The 19,651-nt window shown below is 31.4% G+C and carries 16 protein-coding genes; 1 reads left to right on the plus strand and 15 read right to left on the minus strand.

The features are described 5' to 3' along the window. Nucleotides 1-52: 52 nt before the first annotated feature. The 6 genes from pdxH to EG240_RS00175 all read right to left on the minus strand — a co-directional run bounded on the left by pdxH (nt 53) and on the right by EG240_RS00175 (nt 4,208). Nucleotides 53-694 (minus strand): pyridoxamine 5'-phosphate oxidase, encoded by a 642-nt coding sequence (gene pdxH / locus EG240_RS00150; protein WP_125016179.1) that lies wholly within the window; start codon nt 692-694, stop codon nt 53-55. A 5-nt stretch (nt 695-699) separates the two neighbouring features. Then, nucleotides 700-1,611 carry a ribonuclease Z gene (locus EG240_RS00155; RefSeq protein ID WP_125016181.1) on the minus strand — a complete coding sequence of 304 codons (912 nt, stop codon included), beginning with the start codon at nt 1,609-1,611 and terminating at the stop codon, nt 700-702. A 36-nt stretch (nt 1,612-1,647) separates the two neighbouring features. Beyond that, the gene (locus tag EG240_RS00160; RefSeq protein WP_125016183.1) at nt 1,648-1,980 is read right to left on the minus strand and encodes a ribonuclease Z; all 333 of its coding nucleotides are present in this window, start codon (nt 1,978-1,980) and stop codon (nt 1,648-1,650) included. Between the two features lie 30 nt (nt 1,981-2,010). Next, nucleotides 2,011-2,937 (minus strand): aspartate carbamoyltransferase catalytic subunit, encoded by a 927-nt coding sequence (locus EG240_RS00165; protein WP_125016185.1) that lies wholly within the window; start codon nt 2,935-2,937, stop codon nt 2,011-2,013. A 32-nt stretch (nt 2,938-2,969) separates the two neighbouring features. Beyond that, nucleotides 2,970-3,518 (minus strand): bifunctional pyr operon transcriptional regulator/uracil phosphoribosyltransferase PyrR, encoded by a 549-nt coding sequence (gene pyrR / locus EG240_RS00170; protein ID WP_125016187.1) that lies wholly within the window; start codon nt 3,516-3,518, stop codon nt 2,970-2,972. Nucleotides 3,519-3,629: 111 nt separating this feature from the next. Then, nucleotides 3,630-4,208, minus strand: a complete 579-nt coding sequence (locus tag EG240_RS00175; protein WP_125016189.1) for a DUF5715 family protein — start codon at nt 4,206-4,208, stop codon at nt 3,630-3,632. Nucleotides 4,209-4,392: 184 nt separating this feature from the next. On the opposite strand from EG240_RS00175, the gene EG240_RS00180 reads away from it, so the two are divergent. Next, nucleotides 4,393-5,853: an alanine/glycine:cation symporter family protein gene (locus EG240_RS00180; RefSeq protein WP_125016191.1), complete on the plus strand. Its 1,461-nt coding sequence runs from the start codon at nt 4,393-4,395 to the stop codon at nt 5,851-5,853. Nucleotides 5,854-5,906: 53 nt separating this feature from the next. On the opposite strand, the gene EG240_RS00185 is transcribed toward EG240_RS00180, so the two are convergent. From EG240_RS00185 to EG240_RS00225, 9 genes are all read right to left on the minus strand, one after another. Then, a complete protein-coding gene (locus EG240_RS00185; protein WP_125016193.1) occupies nt 5,907-6,500 on the minus strand; it encodes a hypothetical protein in 594 nt (197 codons plus the stop codon). 65 nt (nt 6,501-6,565) lie between these two features. After that, nucleotides 6,566-7,093, minus strand: a complete 528-nt coding sequence (locus EG240_RS00190; RefSeq protein ID WP_125016195.1) for a DUF4833 domain-containing protein — start codon at nt 7,091-7,093, stop codon at nt 6,566-6,568. A 102-nt stretch (nt 7,094-7,195) separates the two neighbouring features. Then, nucleotides 7,196-8,461 (minus strand): aminotransferase class I/II-fold pyridoxal phosphate-dependent enzyme, encoded by a 1,266-nt coding sequence (locus EG240_RS00195; RefSeq protein WP_125016197.1) that lies wholly within the window; start codon nt 8,459-8,461, stop codon nt 7,196-7,198. Between the two features lie 105 nt (nt 8,462-8,566). Continuing rightward, nucleotides 8,567-9,340 carry a hypothetical protein gene (locus EG240_RS00200; protein ID WP_125016199.1) on the minus strand — a complete coding sequence of 258 codons (774 nt, stop codon included), beginning with the start codon at nt 9,338-9,340 and terminating at the stop codon, nt 8,567-8,569. Nucleotides 9,341-9,397: 57 nt separating this feature from the next. Continuing rightward, nucleotides 9,398-11,803, minus strand: a complete 2,406-nt coding sequence (locus EG240_RS00205) for an alpha-ketoacid dehydrogenase subunit alpha/beta (RefSeq protein ID WP_125016202.1) — start codon at nt 11,801-11,803, stop codon at nt 9,398-9,400. A gap of 310 nt (nt 11,804-12,113) precedes the next feature. Then, on the minus strand, nt 12,114-15,107 hold the full coding sequence (gene secDF, locus EG240_RS00210) for a protein translocase subunit SecDF (RefSeq protein ID WP_125016204.1): 2,994 nt from the start codon (nt 15,105-15,107) through the stop codon (nt 12,114-12,116). A 219-nt stretch (nt 15,108-15,326) separates the two neighbouring features. Beyond that, nucleotides 15,327-17,267, minus strand: a complete 1,941-nt coding sequence (gene gyrB, locus EG240_RS00215; protein ID WP_125016206.1) for a DNA topoisomerase (ATP-hydrolyzing) subunit B — start codon at nt 17,265-17,267, stop codon at nt 15,327-15,329. A gap of 123 nt (nt 17,268-17,390) precedes the next feature. Further along, nucleotides 17,391-17,834, minus strand: coding sequence for a GreA/GreB family elongation factor (locus EG240_RS00220; RefSeq protein ID WP_235830308.1), 444 nt, complete (start codon nt 17,832-17,834; stop codon nt 17,391-17,393). Between the two features lie 53 nt (nt 17,835-17,887). Next, a complete protein-coding gene (locus tag EG240_RS00225) occupies nt 17,888-19,648 on the minus strand; it encodes a TonB-dependent receptor (protein WP_125016210.1) in 1,761 nt (586 codons plus the stop codon). Between the last annotated feature and the right edge of the window lie 3 nt (nt 19,649-19,651).

A 19,651-nucleotide genomic window follows, 5' to 3' on the forward strand; every position in this document is an offset into this window, starting at 1 on the left:
AAAGTTTACAAAAAAATATCCCAAAAAGTTTTATTCTTTATGGGATATTTTTTTACGGTGCTAAACGTTCAATTTTCCAATCGAAATCGTTTAATGTATATCTAATTCTGTCGTGTAAACGATTGGCTCTTCCTTGCCAAAATTCAATGGAAACAGGTTCAACTAAAATTCCGCCCCAATGTTCTGGACGAGGAATTTCTTTTCCTTCAAACTCTTGTTCCAAATCTTTTAGATTTTTTTCTAAAAATTCACGTGAATCAATAACCTGACTTTGTGGAGAAACCATTGCTCCCAATTGACTTCCAACCGGTCGACTATGAAAATAATTGTCGGAAACTTGAGTATCTACTTTCTTAGCTATTCCTTTTATGATTACTTGACGTTCGATTGAAGGCCAAAAAAAAGATAAACAAATATGAGGATTTGCTAAAATAGCTTTTCCTTTTTCTGAATTATAATTCGTGTAAAATACAAATCCTTCTTCGTTATATTTTTTTAACAAAACCACACGAGCTTTTGGAAAACCATCTAATCCAATTGATGAAACCGTCATTGCATTTACTTCATCAACACCACCAAATTCCTCAACTTCATAAAACCATTTCTGAAATTGCATCATAGGATTTTCATCAACTGTTGATTCTAACAATTCACTTTTTTCGTACGATTTTCTATAATTTCCTAAATCACTCATAACTGTTATTTATTAAATTCAAAAACTTTTCCGTCATCACCTAAAAGCACATTTTCAAAAACCGTTTTTGCTTCTTCTTTAAACAATTTAATGTTTCCGTAACGCGTTGAATAATGCCCTAGAACCAAAGTTCCAACGTTTGCCTTTTTAGCAATAGTAGCTGCTTCAATTGCAGTTGCGTGCATAGTATGCGTGGTTTTATCTTTATCTTGTTCTAAAAACGTAGATTCGTGATACAAAACATCGACATTTTCTATCAAAGGAATAATTGATTCATCATATTTTGTATCTGAACAAAAAGCATACGATTGTGTTGGAGTTGGATCGAACGTTAATTTTTCATTCGGAATAATTCGTCCGTCATCTAAAGTGATATCTGAACCATTTTTTATTTTCTGATAATAACATTTATCAATTTCATAATTAAAAACCGCTCCTAAATTCAATTTTCTATCACCAGGTTTTTCTTGAAAAAGAAATCCATTGGTATAAACACGATGTTGTAAAGGAATGGTTGAAACTTTTACTTTATCATCTTCATAAACAACTTGTGATTCTTTCGAAGTTAATTCGTGAAAATACAATCCGTAACCGGTAAATGAATTCGATAATCGCAATTGAAGCAAGATTACTTCTTTGATTCCTTTTGGTCCATAAACGTGTAAATCATTCTGGCGATTTAACAACATAAAGGTAGAAATCAATCCAACTAAACCATAAAAATGGTCGCCGTGAAGATGCGAAATAAATATGTGATTGATTCTTGAAAACTTGATTTTGTGTTTTCGAAGTTGTACCTGAGTTCCTTCTCCACAATCTATTAAAAACATTTGATTATTGATTTCAATAATTTGTGAAGTCGGATTTGTTATGGTACGAGGTGTTGCCGAATAGCAACCTAAAATGGTTAATTTCATTTAGTTTTATTTTAAACTGATGAAGATTTTCATCAATTAAAAACCTAAATCTCTTTCGATTTCTTCCATCTCAATGATATCAAAAGCTTCTTGAAGTGAAGGAACAACAATTACTTCTTCTTCATCAATTTCATTAAAATCGGCATTTTCAAAAACTATCACAAAAGACTTTTTATTGTTCTGATGCTTTGATTTTAAATCCTCAAACAAAGAAATTTCAGCAATATCAAACGTTTCATTACAAACATCAATTACCAGATTGTTGTTTTGGAACGTTGCATAATTATCTTGAATCTTAGATATTAATTCTTCTATCGATTCTTCGCTGCGTTTGATAATAACGGTATGTCCTTTTTCTTTTACTTTCATAAAGAGATTTTTTTATCTTTTTTAAAGATACTATTTTATTTTAGACGCCAATAAATAAATTACAGCCATACGAACTGCAACTCCATTTTCAACCTGATTTAAAATCACTGATTGTTGTGAATCTGCAACATCAGACGAAATTTCAACACCACGATTAATTGGTCCTGGGTGCATTACAATGATTTCTTTGTTTAACGAATCTAACAATTGCTTATCCAATCCGTATTGCTGAGCATATTCTCTTGTTGATGGGAAATAGTTTACATCTAAACGTTCGTTTTGAACACGTAACATATTTGCTACATCACACCATTCTAAAGCTTTACGTAAATTAGGTTCGTATTTCACTCCTAATTCTGTTATATATCTTGGAATTAAAGTTTTAGGTCCACAAACCATAACTTCAGCACCTTGCATTTGTAAAGCAAAAATATTTGAAAGTGCTACACGAGAGTGAAGAATATCTCCAACGATAACAACTTTCTTACCTCCAACTTCACCCAAATGTTCACGAATTGTGAAACTATCTAATAAACCTTGAGTTGGATGTTCGTGAGCTCCATCACCAGCATTTACAATACTTGCCTTAACATTTTTTGACAAGAAATGCGCTGCACCAGGATTGCTGTGTCGCATAACTACCATATCAACTTTCATTGAAAGAATATTGTTCACCGTATCAATCAATGTTTCTCCTTTTTTAACTGACGATTGCGCAGCAGAAAAACTAATTACATCGGCAGATAATCTTTTTTGCGCCAACTCAAAAGATAATTTTGTACGTGTACTGTTTTCAAAAAAAATGTTCGCTATCGTTACATCACGCAACGAAGGAACTTTTTTAATTGGACGGTTGATAACTTCTTTAAAATGGTCGGCTGTTTCAAATATTAAATCAATATCATTTTTATTAATGTACTTAATTCCTAATAAATGATTAACGCTTAATTCTTTCATTGGTATTGTTGTGTTGTTGTCCCGAATTTATTTTATTTTTCACTTTCTGTTAAAAGCACTAAATCTTCTTGCGCATCAACGCCTTTCCACTGCACTTTCACTTTATCATTATTAAAAGCATCTACTTGACGACCTCTATAATCTGGTTGAATTGGCAAATGACGACTAAAACGTCTGTCAATTAAAACCATCAATTCTACTTCATTTGGTCTTCCAAAAGATTGAATCGCAGTCAAAGCCGCATTGATACTTCTTCCTGTATAAAGAACATCGTCAATAAACACGACTTTTTTGTCTTCTACAAGAAAATCAATTTGGGTTTTATTCGCTTCTAATGGTTTTTCGTTTCTACGAAAATCGTCTCTAAAAAATGTTATATCCAAGAATCCTAATTCGACATTTTGAATACCATATTCATTTTCAATAATTTCTTTGATTCGATTTGCTAAATATTTTCCTCTTGGTTGAATACCAATTAAAACCGTGTTTGAAAAGTCTAAATGTTTTTCAACTAATTGACAAGCCAAACGGTGCAGAATGATATTAACTTCTTTTGAAGATAACAATATTTTTGGACTCATAAATGAAGTGTTGTGTTCGGAGTGTAAAATTACGGTTTTTCCTTTTATTAAATCTTACAATTCAAAAAAAAATCACACGAAATAATCGAATGATTTCTATAATTGATTGTATTACTTTCTAAAAATGATATGAAAACATTTCATCTTTCTCTCTTTTACAAAATAAAGTTTTCCTTCTTTTTCAAACTGTTTTAAAATGTTTTCCAATGATTTTTCCAATTTCGCATTTGGTCCTTTTACGTGATTAAATCGAACGTAAGAAATATCAATTGCAGAACCAAAACTGTGCGAACTATCATTTGAAGATGCATTCGGATTGATATTTCGTAAGCGATTTTGGTCCGATTCAGTTCGAGTCATTGAAGTAACAACAAAGAAATTTTGACCTGTTTGTTTAACAAATTCACGTGCAATTTCTACTAAAATTGTATTTCCTTTCGGAACTAAATACGGATGGCTATGTGTTAAATCATCAATTCTGTAACCGTAACCTCGTTGCTTAACCTTTACAAGTTTACCTTGTTTAGCTAATTTATCTAATTGTTTTTTATTTTTAATTAATTCAACATTATGCGATTTTGCGGCATTTAAATGCATTACATATTCCGCAGAAGGTTCGATTACATTTCGTTTTTGGGCATTTACGATTGTAAAAGAACTTAAAAGTAAAAAGGCAGCTATTCTTTTCATATTATTTTAAATTCTTTACAAAAGTAATTAATTAAATTATTATCACGAAAAAACATTATTAACTGATAAAAAATTAACTTTAAAAACATTTTTATCAAATAATCGAACGTTAAAACTAATTTTATTATATTCGAATTGAAATCTTTTTTAGAATTTCGCATTCATAACACACAACTCAATTTTTATGAAATACTTTGATAGTATTATTTCAACCTTAAACAGTATCATTTGGTCACCACCATTTATACTTTTATGCATTGTAATTGGTTTATACTTCACTTACAAAACCAAATTACTACAAGTAAGAAATTTTAAAGATATGGTTCAACTTCTTTTTAAAGAAGGTTCGAACGATAAAGGTGTAAGTCCTTTTCAAGCATTTTCGATGGCGATTGCCGGAAGAGTAGGAACAGGAAATATTGCTGGTGTTGCAACTGCGATTGCTTTTGGTGGACCAGGAGCCATTTTTTGGATGTGGGTAATTGCTTTTTTTGGAAGTGCAACTGCATATATAGAATCTGCTTTAGCACAAATTTATAAAGTTGAAAAAAATGGAGAATACGTTGGTGGACCAGCTTATTATATCGAAAAAGGTTTGGGTAAAAAATGGTATGCTGTTTTATTTGCGATTGTAACCATTGTAAGTTGTGCCTTATTTTTACCAGGTGTTCAAAGCAACAGTATTGCAAATGGATTGGAAGGTGCATTTAATTTTGACCATCTTTACACAGGAATCGGTGTAGCAATTGCTTTAGCTTTAATAGTATTTGGAGGTGCAAAACGCATTGGTAAATTCGCAGAAGTTATCGTTCCATTTATGGCAGGAGCTTACATTTTAATGGCTTTAATAATTATGTTTATGAACTTTGAAAAAATTCCAGAAGTTTTTTCATTAATCATTAGTTCAGCTTTTGGAGTTAACTCAACTTTTGGTGGAATTTTAGGTTCTGCAGTTTCTTGGGGAATCAAACGTGGAATTTATTCGAACGAAGCAGGTCAAGGAACAGCTCCACACGCGGCGGCGGCGGCTGCAACTTCCCATCCAGCAAAACAAGGATTAGTTCAAGCTTTTTCTGTTTACATTGATACTTTATTTGTTTGTAGTGCAACTGCTTTTATGATACTTTTTACGGGGCAATACAATGTTTATAACGACGAAGCAAAGAACACTAAAGTAATAGAAAACTCAAAATATATCATTGAAAATCTTCCAAGTGTTGAAGATGGACCAGCATTTACTCAAGGTGCCATCTCTTATCATTTTCCTGCAATTGGGAGCGAATTTGTTGGAATTGCTCTATTACTTTTTGCATTCACAACCGCAATGGCTTATTATTTCATTGCCGAATCAAACTTAAAATACATCGATAAAACAAATAATAAATTCTATTTATGGACACTTCGAGTCGTATTTCTTGCAAGTATCATAATTGGTTCAATTAATACCGGCGGTAGTAGCTGGGCAATTGGTGACATCGGAGTTGGATTAATGGCTTGGTTGAATTTAATTGCTATTTTCTTACTAAGAAAACCAGCTCTTTTAGCTTTGGAAGATTATAGAAAGCAGAAAAAAGAAGGCAAAGATCCAAAATTTGACCCAGAAGCTTTAGGTATCAAAAACACTTCTGAATGGAACGATAAATAATGAATACAAAAAATGCACTTCGATTTGAAGTGCATTTTTTATTTATCCTTTGTTTAAATCTGACGAACTAAACTTAATTGTTTCAAACTATTATAATCTGCTTCAATCAATTTTTGTTCTTTTACTAAATTTTCTTTAAGAATATCATTCGTTTCTTTTGTTGATTTTATTTGTTCAAAAAGAACATCTTTATAAAAATAACTTCTGGTTTCTGTTATAATGGATTTATTTAAATCAAATTCTTCATCATCAAGTTCATTCCAATAAATTGGTCGATTATATCTAAACTCTTTTCTAAAAACGAAAGACAACTTACTATCTAACAAATAATATTCAATCACGTTTTTACCTGATTCGCCATAATAAACAGCAACAATCTTTTGTAATTGCTTGTTTGCAAAATAAAATTTAGCTTGTCCGCCTTCTGTAGAATCATCTAATTCAACTGAATCTACAACGGTCCAATTCTTCATTGAATTTATGCGTTTAAAATTAGCTCGAATGACTTCCATCTTCTGATTATAATCTACAGAAGAAATGGAAGAATTTTCAACACCGATTTTAGCTTGAGAATCTTTTGATTTCTTTGAATCACAACCAAAAACTAAAAAAGTAATAAACAAAATATTGAAATAGTAGATTCTCATAACAAAACACATATTTCATCTAAAATAATAAAAAAATAAACATCATTTAATGATTAAACTTATTATTATTTCATTTTCTTAACCAAATTCAATTTACTTCCAGAATTAAAATCAGTACCCTCAAAAATCACACTTTCTACATCAGGTTTTAAGCTACTACTCCCTTTTTTAATCTGTACAAAAATTCGACTCAAAATGATTTTTTTATTATTGATAATCGTCCATACTTTAGGTTTACCTTTTTCGTTAAGAAACAATACAAGCTTTACATCTTTTGATACGGCTAAATACATTTCGAAAATATTATTACCCGTTTTTTTTATATCTAATCCATAAGCCATTTTTTTTTGGATTTCAGTCAAAGGCTTTTTCACACCTCCATCGGTATAAACAATTCGATAATAATCGATCGGATTCTTTGAATCAATATCTGACCCAATTAACCTAGCATCATAAACAAAAGTATTGTGATTGTTACTATGTTGAATATAGAATAATCTATTCTCGCTTTTAGGAGGAATTGGGTAATTCTCTTGACCAAAAGATGTCGGAATTGTAAAAAAACAAATCAAAAGAAAGGTAACTATTTTCATGTTTTGCCGAATCTATATAAAACACTAATATAATACTTTACCTTTATTATAATAAAAAAAGGATTCGAAATCCGAATCCTTTTAAAATATATTTTAATTTAATTATTTAGCATCCATATCCACTAAATTTGCATCAGCTACTTTTTTATAAGTACCATCAACTAATTTAGCACGAATTGCTTCGAATGAAGATAAAGTCACATCGATATCTTCAAAAGTATGCGAAGCTGTTGGAATTACACGTAATAAAATGATTCCTTTTGGAATAACTGGGTAAACAACAATTGATAAGAAAATACCGTAATTTTCTCTTAAATCATTTACCATGATCATTGCTTCAGGAACAGAACCTTCTAAATAAACTGGAGTTACACAAGTATTTGTGTCACCAATATTAAATCCACGTTCTTTTAAACCTCCTTGTAAACGATCAACATTTTCCCACAATTTATCTTTTAAACCTGGGTTTGAACGTAGTAAATCTAAACGTTTTAAAGCACCTTTTACTAAAATCATTGGTAATGATTTAGCAAACATTTGCGAACGTAAATTATATTTTAAATAATCGATTATATCTTGGTCAGCAGCAATAAATGCGCCGATTGAAGCCATTGATTTTGCGAAAGTAGAAAAATAAACATCGATTCCGTCTTGAATACCTTGTTCTTCTCCTGCTCCAGCTCCTGTTTTTCCTAAAGTACCAAAACCATGAGCGTCATCAACTAATAATCTGAAATTATATTTTTCTTTTAATGCAACGATTTCTTTTAATTTACCTTGTTGTCCACGCATACCGAAAACACCTTCAGTAATTACAAGAATACCACCATTTTGCTCTTCAGCCATTTTAGTAGCACGTTGTAAATTTTTTTCAAAAGATTCGATATCGTTGTGTTTGTATGTAAAACGTTTGCCCATATGTAAACGCACACCGTCAATAATACAAGCGTGAGAATCTACATCATAAACAATAACGTCATTTTTAGTTACTAAAGCATCGATCGTAGAAACCATTCCTTGGTAACCGAAGTTCAATAAATAAGCAGCTTCTTTGTTTACGAAAGCAGCTAATTCTTTTTCTAATTGCTCGTGCCAATCTGTGTGTCCAGACATCATACGTGCTCCCATTGGGTAAGCAGCTCCGAATTCAGCAGCAGCTTCTGCATCCGCTTTAAGAACTTCTGGATGAGTTGCTAATCCTAAATAATCATTGATTGACCAGTTTAATACTTCTTTACCTTGAAAATTCATTCTTGGTCCAAGTTTTCCTTCTAATTTAGGAAACACAAAATATCCTTCAGCTTGTGAAGCCCATTTTCCTAACGGACCTTTATTATCTTGAATTCTTTCAAATAAATCTTTTACCATCTTAATTAGTGTTTAAAACTAAACAAATGTAAGAATATTTAATATGCAATCATAATAATTAAGATTCATTTTTTTTTTGAATAAAAGAAGTCTCGATTACATTTCTTAAAATAAAAAAGTATAAATCGAATAAACTAAAATATAAAGAATTGAACTGATTGAAATGTAAAAATCATGCTTAGGATATTGATTTAAAATTACAGAAATATTCTTTTTTGGTCGGAAAACCAATTTTAAAATTGAAAAAAGAAATACAATAAAAAAGAAAATTGAAAATGCTAAATTAGCAGCAGAATGTGAATTTCTAAAATAATCATTCTTACTAAAAACCTTATAAACTTCTTTATTCGGTTTCTTAAAAATATATAAATCTAAATTCGATTTCATGGTATCAATTTCAGAAACTGCAAAGCGTTCCGAATTATCATCTTGATTAATAATATTCAATAAACTTCCGTCAAGATAATTAAAATCAACTGTTTTCTTAATTAACGCTGAATCTTGCTTAAAAAACAAATCCGTTGAAACTGAAGTTCCTATTTGAAAATCATTACCAAATACAATAGGAGTTGATGATTTCTCTTCAATTTTATCAACTTGAACAACTTCCCATCTCGAATGCATCATTACAAATTCATAATACTGAATTCTAGGAGAATAAGAATAAATAAGCGCAAAAATAATTCCTACAAAAAAAGTTAAAATAAAAAAATCAGGTACAGGAACTCGCAAACGTTTATTTTTAGACTTTGCGATAATAACACCAATATAACAAACCACAAACGAATAAATAGCTATTCTGAATGTGGTAAAATAAGCAATCACTAAAAAAAATAAGGTAATAATTATTGCTATATAAATATTATTCTTTTTCAACATTATTTTTTAAGGAAAGTTACAAAAAAAAAGCAACTGAAACTCAGTTGCTTTAATATTTTAATATAAACTTGGAAATTTTGTTGGATTTACCTCATTCATAATTGAATAAATTTTTTCAAAAACATCTTCAACCGATGGTTTAGAGAAATAATCACCATCAGTTCCGTAAGAAGGACGATGTGCTTTTGCAGCTAAAGTTTGAGGTTCGCTATCTAAATATTTAAATCCGCCCTGAACTTCGATGATTTGTTGCAATAAATATGCAGAAGCACCACCTGGTACATCTTCATCAACCACTAACAAACGATTTGTTTTTTGTAATGATTTTACCACATCATGTTTAATATCAAAAGGCAATAAAGATTGTGCGTCAATGATCTCAACATCGATACCTATTTCTAATAATTCTTTTGCGGCTTGTTCTACAATTCTGATCGTTGAACCATAAGAAACAACGGTAATATCTGCACCTTGTTTCATAACTTCTACTTCACCTATTGGCGTTGTAAACTCACCTAAGTTTAATGGCATTTTCTCTTTTAAACGGTATCCATTCAAACATTCGATAACCAAAGCTGGTTCATCAGATTTTAATAAAGCGTTATAGAAACCTGCTGCTTTCGTCATATTACGAGGAACTAAAACGTGCATTCCACGAATTGCATTAATAATCATTCCCATTGGAGAACCTGAATGCCAAATTCCTTCTAAACGGTGACCACGAGTACGAACAATTAACGGTGCTTTTTGACGTCCAGCCGTTCTGTATTGTAATGTAGCCAAATCGTCACTCATGATTTGAATTGCATACAATAAATAATCTAAATATTGAATTTCGGCAATTGGACGTAAACCACGCATAGCCATACCAATCCCTTGACCTAAAATAGAAGCTTCACGAATACCTGCATCAGAAATACGAGTTTCTCCATACTTAGCTTGCAATCCTTCTAATCCTTGATTTACATCTCCGATGTTTCCTGAATCTTCACCAAAAATTAAAGTTTCTGGATAAGTTTCAAAAATCTTATCAAAGTTATCTCTGATGATTAAACGAGCGTCAACATCTTCAGATGAATCGTCATATAATGGTTGAACCTGTTCAATATTTTCAACTACTAAACTTGAAGAAGAATATAAATTTGAACTGTATTTTGGTTGAATTTTATTTGTATAATTTGTTATCCAATCTGCTAAAGTTTGTTTTGATGATTCATTTATAATCAAACGTAAAACTTTACGAGCAGTTGTTAAAATATCTTTACGAATTGGCTCTTTTATCGAACCTAAATCTGAAACATATTTATCAATAAATACTTTATTTGCAGATTGAGCTGCGATAGTATTTAAAGTTTGAATTAATTCTTCACGTTCCGCTTTAATCGGATCCAAATAAGCAGACCAAGCCGCTTTTTTTCCTTCAAGAACTTGTTTCTTTAATTCGTTATCTAAAGTATCTAACTCTTCAACTGTAATAATATTGTTTTCGATAATCCAATTACGGAACTGAGTTAAACAATCAAATTCAGTTTCCCAAGCTAAACGCTCAACTGATTTATAACGTTCGTGCGAACCAGAAGTTGAATGTCCTTGAGGTTGCGTTAATTCTTGAACGTGAATTAAAACAGGTATATGATTTGTTCTAGCAATATCAGCAGCTTTCGCATAAGTTTCTACTAAAGTTGGATAATCCCATCCTTTAACGGTTAAAATTTCATAACCATTAGAATCTTCTGTTTTTTGAAAACCTTTTAATATTTCAGAAATACTTTCTTTTGTTGTTTGATAGCGAGCATGAACAGAAATTCCGTACATATCATCCCAAACACTCATTACCATAGGAACTTGTAAAACACCTGCCGCGTTAATCGTTTCGAAAAACAAACCTTCAGAAGTTGAAGCATTACCAATAGTTCCCCAAGCAACTTCGTTTCCGTTAACCGAAAACATATTTGCTTTATCACTTTGTGGAAATTCTCTAAATATTTTTGAAGCTTGAGCTAAACCTAACAAACGTGGCATTTGTCCAGCTGTTGGAGAAATATCAGCACTTGAATTTTTTTGCTGCGTTAAGTTTTTCCAATTTCCGTTTTCATCTAAACTATGAGTAGCAAAATGCCCTCCCATTTGTCTTCCTCCTGACATTGGATCTTGATTGATATCGGCGTGACCGTATAATCCAGCAAAAAATTGTTGAATATTTAGAGCACCAATAGCCATCATAAAAGTTTGATCGCGATAATATCCTGATCTGAAATCTCCATTTTTGAAAGCCTTAGCCATAGCTAATTGAGGGATTTCTTTACCATCTCCAAAAATTCCAAATTTTGCCTTACCAGTTAAAACTTCTTTTCGACCCAATAAACTACACTCTCTACTGATACGCGCAATTCTATAATCGTTAAAAATTTCTTCTTTAAAATCTTCAAAAGTTAAAGCTTTTTTAGTTGTAGGTTGACTCATAATATATAGACAAAAATTACTGTGTTCTTAAAAAAAACGAATATAAAACTATAATCGCAAATTTACTAATTTCTTTATTTAGTTTTTTATTCTAAAAACGACTTTTTTTTTACGATGTAAATAAATAAAACTTAAATAAAAACAATTTAATTAGATAATATTCAAACAAATGACAATTTGAATTAGAATACCGAAACACTTATAAAATATTATTTAAAAAAAAACAATAACTACATTTTCAAATTATTTTAAAAAAAAGACAAAAAAAAGCCGTTTCAAAATTGAAACGGCTTTTAAAGTTATATCGAAATTATACAATCTCAGAATTTTGTTCTTCCTCTTCTTGAGCTTTAGCACGAGCTTCTGCTCTTTCTCGCTCAACTGATTTCTGAACTGTATCAACTAATATTGGTGTTGAAATGAACAATGATGAATATGTTCCAACTCCGATACCAATTAACATCGCGAATACAAATCCACGTAACGAATCACCACCAAATATAAACATTATCAATAAAACAACAATAATAGTTGCAGACGTATTAAATGTTCTTGAAAGTGTTGTATTAATAGATTGATTAACTACTTCAACAAAAGTACCTTCTGTTTTACCTTTAATATATTCACGAACACGGTCAAATACAATTACCGTATCGTTCAATGAATATCCAATTACAGTTAATAAAGCAGCAACGAAAGATTGGTCTACCTCCATATTAAACGGTGCCCATCTGTAGAAGAACGAATAAACTCCTAATACAAAAATAACATCGTGAGCAACAGCAGCAACAGCACCTAAAGAATATTGCCATTTTCTGAACGACAATGCTAGATAGATAAACACAATTGCTAATGACCCAACAACTGCCCAATATGCATTAGTTTTAACATCTTTCGCGACAGTTGGACCTACCTTTGAAGCTTGTAAAACACCAATAGTTTTACCTTCGTAAGTATTAACGAATTGTTCGTAAGTTAAATCAGCAGGTAAATGTTTTTTCAAGTTTGCAAATAAAACTTCATTTACTTCTTTATCAACATTCGCTCCGTCTTCTTCAACTCTATATTTAGTCGTAATTTTAATTTGAGAAGCGTTACCAAAAACTTTTGCTTCAACATTACTATCAAATGCATCAGATAATTCTTCAGAAACAATAGCAGCATCAATTGGTTTATCAAACTTCACTAAGAAAGTTCTACCACCAACGAAATCTGTACCCATATTCATTCCATTAATAAAGATTGAAGCGATACAAGCAATCATCGTAATTGATGAAATAATGTAAGATGCTTTTTTCTTTCCAATGAAATCGAAATTCATATTTGTGAACCAGTTTTTAGTGATTCCTGTTGTAAAAGCAAGATCTTTATTTTTACGTACTGCTCTATCAACTAAAACACGAGTAATAACAATTGCCGTAAATAATGAAGTTGCAATACCGATTAATAAAGTAACAGCAAAACCTTTAATTGGACCTGTACCAAAAATTACCAATACAATTCCTGTTAAAGCAGTTGTAACGTTAGCATCTACAATCGCAGACATAGCACCATCCCAACTAAATGCATGTTTAACAGATTCTTCACCTGTATGACCTGCGCGAAGTGATTCTTTTGCTCGTTCGTAAATCAAGATATTTGTATCAACTGCAGTTCCGATTGTTAAAACGATACCAGCAATACCAGGTAATGTTAATACAAAACCAAATCCAGTAAAGATTGCAAACAAGAACAATAAGTTAACAGCTAAAGCAATAATTGCATACCAACCTGCTTTTCCGTAGAAGAATAACATCCATGCAGCAATAATTAATAAACCAGCAATTGAAGACATTAAACCAGCATCAATAGCTGCTTGACCTAATGATGGTCCAACAATTTCTGATGAAATAATATCTGCAGAAGCAGGTAATTTACCAGCTTTTAAAATATTAGCTAAATCTTTTGTTTCTTCGACAGTAAAATCTCCAGAAATAGAAGAGCTACCACCCGCAATTGCACCAGTCGTAACTCCTGGAGCAGAATAAACCACATTATCTAAAACAATTGCGATGTTAGATTGTTGAGCATGTGCTTTACCAGTTAATTCTTCCCAAGCTTTTGCACCTGTAGCATTCATTTGCATAGAAACAACAGGTTTACCAGTCATTTGATCGTAATCATCGCGAGCTTGTGTAACTACATCTCCAGAAATAGGAGCTACATTTCCTGCATTTCCTTTTAAAGCTAATAATTGAGCAACTGTTTCTCCTTTTTTAACTTTTTGCCAAGCAAAACGCGCATAACGATTTTGACCTGTCAATAAAGAACGAACTTGAGGATCTGCTAAATATTCATTTACTTTTTCAACATCCGAAGTATTGAAATATCCAATTATAGGAGTACCTTGTTGACCGAAACCTAACATTAAATTAAGTAAAGGACCACGATCTTCAGTTTGCGTCGAAGTAGAATCTTTAGAAACTCCAGTTAATAATTTATCAGCATCTGTAGCTTCTTTAGCAATCGCTGTTGTATCTTTAGCCTGAGTTGGAACTGAAACTTTTGTTTTCAGAACTTCATTAGCTGCTAACATAAAATCAGCTAATTCATCAACCTTATAAGTTTCCCAGAACTCTAATTGAGCTGTAGATTGTAATAAGTTTTTAATACGATCAATATCTTTTGCTCCTGGTAATTCTACTAAAATTCTTCCAGAATCTCCAACTAATTGAATAGTAGGTGAAGTCGTTCCGAATTCGTCAATACGTTCACGAATTACGATGTAAGCACTTTCAACCGCTTCTTTTACTTTTTTCTCAAGTACAGTTTTTACTTGAGCATCAGTCATTGAAATATTAACTTCTGGCAAAATTCTGTTTGAGAAAATATCTGCTGAAGATAATTTTACAGTTCCTTTAGACTCATTTTCAAATGCTGTAAAAAATGCATTTAAATACGTTTCATTTCCTCCACGTACGTTTTCCGCATCAGCTAATGCTTTATTGAAAACAGCATTATTTGAATTGTTTGCTAGACTTTTAAGTACATCTTTGATTGATATTTGTAGCATTACATTAACACCACCTTCAAGGTCTAAACCTTTTTTAATTTGTTTTGACCTAACTTCTTCAAAAGTTTGACCTATAAATACTTTTTCACCTGCAATGGAATCAAGATAACGAGATTCTTTTGTTAAATCTCCTTTAGCGAAATCTTTCGCCTTGTTTTCATAATGATTCGTAACAAATGTAAATGAAAGCTGATAAATACTTACCAGTGCAAAAAGAATTGCAATAAACTTAACGAGTCCTTTATTCTGCATTATTACTAAAAAAATTAATTAAATTTTTATTGATTGATTAATCTAAAAAATAGAGTTTGAAGTGTACTTTTTAAAATTAACGAACAAATATATAACATCGAAAAAGATAAACCAATAAAAAAGTTAATATATAGGTTCAAATTTTAACAAATTATTCTAAGTGTAAAAAAAACAACAACCCTAAAAGGTTGTTGTTTTAAAATTTATATATCTTAAAGATTAAGCATCAATATTCGCATAAACAGCGTTTTTCTCGATAAATTCTCTACGTGGTGGAACCTCATCTCCCATCAACATTGAGAAAACTCGGTCAGCTTCTGCCATGTTATCAATTGTAATTTGACGTAATGTTCTGTGCTCAGGATTCATTGTTGTATCCCATAATTGCTCAGCATTCATTTCCCCAAGACCTTTATAACGCTGAACCGCTGAACCTTGACCCATCTCTTCAATTAAAGCAATACGTTCTTCATCATTCCAAGCATATTGTTTCTTAGCTCCTTTTTTAACTAAATATAAAGGAGGCGTTGCAATATAAACATATCCTTTTTCAATTAAATCACGCATATAACGGAAAAAGAAAGTCAAAATTAAAGTTGCGATGTGACTACCATCCACATCGGCATCACACATAATAACAACTTTATGATAACGTAACTTTGATAAATTTAATGCTTTCGAATCTTCTTCAGTTCCGATTGTTACACCTAAGGCTGTAAAAATATTACGAATCTCTTCACTTTCGAAAACTTTGTGATGCATTGCTTTTTCAACATTCAAGATTTTACCACGTAATGGCATAATCGCTTGAAAATTACGATCACGTCCTTGTTTTGCAGTTCCACCTGCCGAGTCACCCTCGACAAAGAAAATCTCACATTTTTCTGGATTTTGTTCTGAACAATCCGAAAGCTTCCCTGGTAAACCTCCACCACTCATAACCGTTTTACGTTGTACCATTTCACGAGCTTTTTTAGCAGCGTGACGTGCTTGAGCAGCAAGAATTACTTTTTGAACAATGATCTTCGCATCTGCAGGATTTTCTTCTAAATAGTTTTCCAACATCTCAGCAACAGCTTGAGAAACTGGAGAAACGACTTCTCTATTTCCTAACTTTGTTTTAGTTTGCCCCTCAAATTGAGGCTCCATAACTTTAACAGAAATAATAGCTGTTAAACCTTCACGGAAATCATCTCCTGAAATTTCAAATTTTAATTTTTCTAAAAGTCCAGAAGCATCTGCATATTTCTTTAGTGTACGAGTTAATCCCATACGGAAACCTTGCAAATGTGTTCCTCCTTCGTGTGTATTAATATTATTTACGTAAGAATAAATATTCTCAGAATAACTATCATTATAAATCAAAGCAACCTCAACTGGGATTTCACCTTTTTCATGTTCCATACTAATCACATGAGAAATAATTGGCGTTCTGTTTCCGTCAAGGAATTTGATATATTCTTTTAAACCTTCTTCTGAATGAAATGTTTCTTTACGAACTTCACCTTTATCATCAACTTCTCTCATATCAGTTAATGTAATAGTAATTCCTTTATTTAAGAAAGAAAGCTCACGTAAACGAGCAGCTAAAGTATCGTATGAATATTCTAAAGTTTGTGTAAAGATTGTACCATCTGGCTTAAAAGTAACCTTTGTTCCTTTTATATCTGTATCTCCAATCTGACGAGCAGGATAAATTGCTTTACCTTTTTCATATTCTTGTTCCCAAACTTTTCCGTCTCTGTGAACTTCTGCACGTAAATGGTCAGATAATGCATTTACAACAGAAACTCCAACTCCGTGAAGACCTCCTGAAACTTTATATGAATCTTTATCGAATTTACCTCCAGCACCAATTTTTGTCATTACAACTTCAAGAGCAGAAACGCCTTCTTTCTTGTGCATATCCACAGGAATTCCACGTCCGTTATCTTGAACAGAAACAGAATTATCTTCGTTAATGATTACTTGAATAGAATCACAATGTCCTGCTAAAGCTTCATCAATTGAGTTATCTACAACTTCATATACCAAGTGATGTAAACCTCTAACACCCACATCACCGATATACATTGAAGGACGCATTCTTACGTGCTCCATTCCTTCTAATGCCTGAATACTATCGGCAGAATACGAATTCTTTTTTACTTCTTCACTCATAATTTATATCAAAATATTTTTTGTCGCATTTAATACACAAATATACGAAATTTAAAGCAATTATAAAATTTTAAACCGCAATCAAATATCATTTATTAACATATTTATTCATATTTGGTAACTTTATAAAACTTGTTGGATTTTATATTTCACATTATTAACAACAACCTCATCACCAATTGTTTTACCCAATAACAAACTTCCTAATGGAGAAAATTTAGATAACGAATAAATAGCTAAATTATTCACATTTACTTTTGGCAATGCACTACTTAAAAAGAACCATAAATCATTAGCTTGAATCAAACTTCCTAATGCAATTATTTCTGATTTTCTTGAAATATCAATTCGTAAAAGCTCTTGTTGTTGCGTTACATATTCATTGATTTTAGCGCTTAATTTTTCTTGTTCGATGTGCATCATTGACAAGGCAGTTTCGTGTTTATCTCCAGCCGAACTTTTAGCGTCATTTTTGGCATCTTCTGAAAGCGCTTCAACTCTATCTTGAAACGCATCAATTTTATCTTGCAACATTTGCAAATGCAGTTGTAATAATTCTTCTTTCATAATAAAAAAACTCACCATAAAAGTGAGTTTCTAAGATAATATTTATTTTTGATTTAATTCTTAAAATTGAATTTATACATCGCTCCTACTAAAACTTGAGTTCCTTGAACTTTATAATTGCTCCAAGATTGATACGATTGATTAAACAGATTATTACCTTTTGCGAAAATTGTCCATTTATCAGTTGCTTTATAACCAACATTTAAATTTAAATCTGCAAAAGAATCAACCTTTACAAGTTTTCGTTCTAAATCACCTGTTCCATCATTCACATAACCCATATCGTTTCTTTGTCCTACAAAATACATATCCAAACCACCAAACCATTGGTCTGTAAAATCAACTTTTAGTTTTGCCGTTAATTTAGTTTCTGGAAGATTGAAGACCGAACCATTTTTTGCAGAATATGAATTGTATTCTCCAGATAAATCTATTGTTACGTCATCACTAAAATTCAAATTTAATTCACCGTAAGCATTAAAAGTATCAACCGTATCATAAGTTACACCAAACGAATTTCCATATTGATAAACTTGACTATTTAATAAATCAAACGATGGTACTTTTGGATTATTCACAAACATTGCTTTATTATCTTCAGTCATATAAGATGCTCGAATGTTATATGAAATATTATGATACAATTTACCTTTCATTCCAATGTAGAAATTGAAGTTCTGCTTCGTTGCTAACAATCTTAAATCTGGAGAAACAAATGGATTTTCTCCTACAAAATTAGCGTACGTATTGTTATAAACACCTCCTTCAGCTCCGGCATAAGCGATTACAATATCTTTTACCAAATCATAATTTGCTTTTACTTTAGGATAAACAACGAAACTATCTTGTTTTTCACCGTTGGATTCCCCACTAACATTAGCTAAACCAAATCCCAATTGAACCGAATAATCGTCGGCAATAAATCGAATGTTTGGCTCAATACCAACTATTAAAGAATTACTTTTTGTATTTATTCCTGAAATTAATTCGTCTTCAAATTGTGTGTTGACATAATCTGCTTTAACGTCAAGATTAACAATAGATTGCTCTAAGACAAAATTAAATTTAGGATTTATTAAAAAATGATTTTCTCTTGAATCAAAAGCATCCCAAAAATGCTTAAATTTCAACGAACCGCCATCAAAAGCACCTTTGTTACTGTTGTAATTAAAACCAAAATGAACATCGTTATATTTCTGACCAAAATCTCTACCATCATATTCAGCTGGAGCAAAAATAGCTACATCTGTTGGCAAACCATACCAATTATAATTCTGCTGTGAAACTCCAAAATTCAAATTCCAATCGTTAGTTGTTTTTCTAGAACCCACATTGAAATCTAAATTAGATTTTGAATAATTATCATCAACTAAAACACCTGCTATTCCACCTTGAGAAGAAATATGATTTAAAAAACCAGCAACGTAAACATCATCGCTAACCTTTTCTGCAATTCCTAATTGACCTTGTAACGTATTAAAATTTCCGTAACCTAAAAGTGCATAATTATTAAAAAATGAAGAAAGTGAATCTTTATCAACCTTAGCTGCTTTCCCTTTTTCAGGGGCAAAAGTTGATGCAACCGGAAACGAATAAATCGAATATTTGATTACTTGCTTTTCGTTATCTTCATCACCAATTTGAGGCGTATCTTTAATTTTAAAAGCATCAATTACCGTAGCTTCGTAAGATTTTACAACTCTTACTTCTTCGGTATTCATATTACTATCTTTTGGCTTATCTTTTTCTTGCGCTTGCACTGACAATCCGAATAAAATTGCGAATGCAGAACTTAAATATATCTGTTTTTTCATTTC

This window comes from Paenimyroides tangerinum, from assembly GCF_003865405.1.
Taxonomy (GTDB): domain Bacteria; phylum Bacteroidota; class Bacteroidia; order Flavobacteriales; family Flavobacteriaceae; genus Flavobacterium; species Flavobacterium tangerinum.

Coding starts and splice junctions, on each gene's coding strand:
- EG240_RS00175 (WP_125016189.1), bottom strand. CDS start 4,208: ATGAAAAGAATAGCTGCCTTTTTACTTTTAAGTTCTTTTACAATCGTA.
- EG240_RS00205 (WP_125016202.1), bottom strand. CDS start 11,803: ATGAGTCAACCTACAACTAAAAAAGCTTTAACTTTTGAAGATTTTAAA.
- gyrB (WP_125016206.1), bottom strand. CDS start 17,267: ATGAGTGAAGAAGTAAAAAAGAATTCGTATTCTGCCGATAGTATTCAG.
- EG240_RS00160 (WP_125016183.1), bottom strand. CDS start 1,980: ATGAAAGTAAAAGAAAAAGGACATACCGTTATTATCAAACGCAGCGAA.
- EG240_RS00220 (WP_235830308.1), bottom strand. CDS start 17,834: ATGAAAGAAGAATTATTACAACTGCATTTGCAAATGTTGCAAGATAAA.
- pyrR (WP_125016187.1), bottom strand. CDS start 3,518: ATGAGTCCAAAAATATTGTTATCTTCAAAAGAAGTTAATATCATTCTG.
- secDF (WP_125016204.1), bottom strand. CDS start 15,107: ATGCAGAATAAAGGACTCGTTAAGTTTATTGCAATTCTTTTTGCACTG.
- EG240_RS00195 (WP_125016197.1), bottom strand. CDS start 8,461: ATGGTAAAAGATTTATTTGAAAGAATTCAAGATAATAAAGGTCCGTTA.
- EG240_RS00180 (WP_125016191.1), top strand. CDS start 4,393: ATGAAATACTTTGATAGTATTATTTCAACCTTAAACAGTATCATTTGG.
- EG240_RS00225 (WP_125016210.1), bottom strand. CDS start 19,648: ATGAAAAAACAGATATATTTAAGTTCTGCATTCGCAATTTTATTCGGA.
- pdxH (WP_125016179.1), bottom strand. CDS start 694: ATGAGTGATTTAGGAAATTATAGAAAATCGTACGAAAAAAGTGAATTG.
- EG240_RS00190 (WP_125016195.1), bottom strand. CDS start 7,093: ATGAAAATAGTTACCTTTCTTTTGATTTGTTTTTTTACAATTCCGACA.
- EG240_RS00165 (WP_125016185.1), bottom strand. CDS start 2,937: ATGAAAGAATTAAGCGTTAATCATTTATTAGGAATTAAGTACATTAAT.
- EG240_RS00155 (WP_125016181.1), bottom strand. CDS start 1,611: ATGAAATTAACCATTTTAGGTTGCTATTCGGCAACACCTCGTACCATA.
- EG240_RS00200 (WP_125016199.1), bottom strand. CDS start 9,340: ATGTTGAAAAAGAATAATATTTATATAGCAATAATTATTACCTTATTT.
- EG240_RS00185 (WP_125016193.1), bottom strand. CDS start 6,500: ATGAGAATCTACTATTTCAATATTTTGTTTATTACTTTTTTAGTTTTT.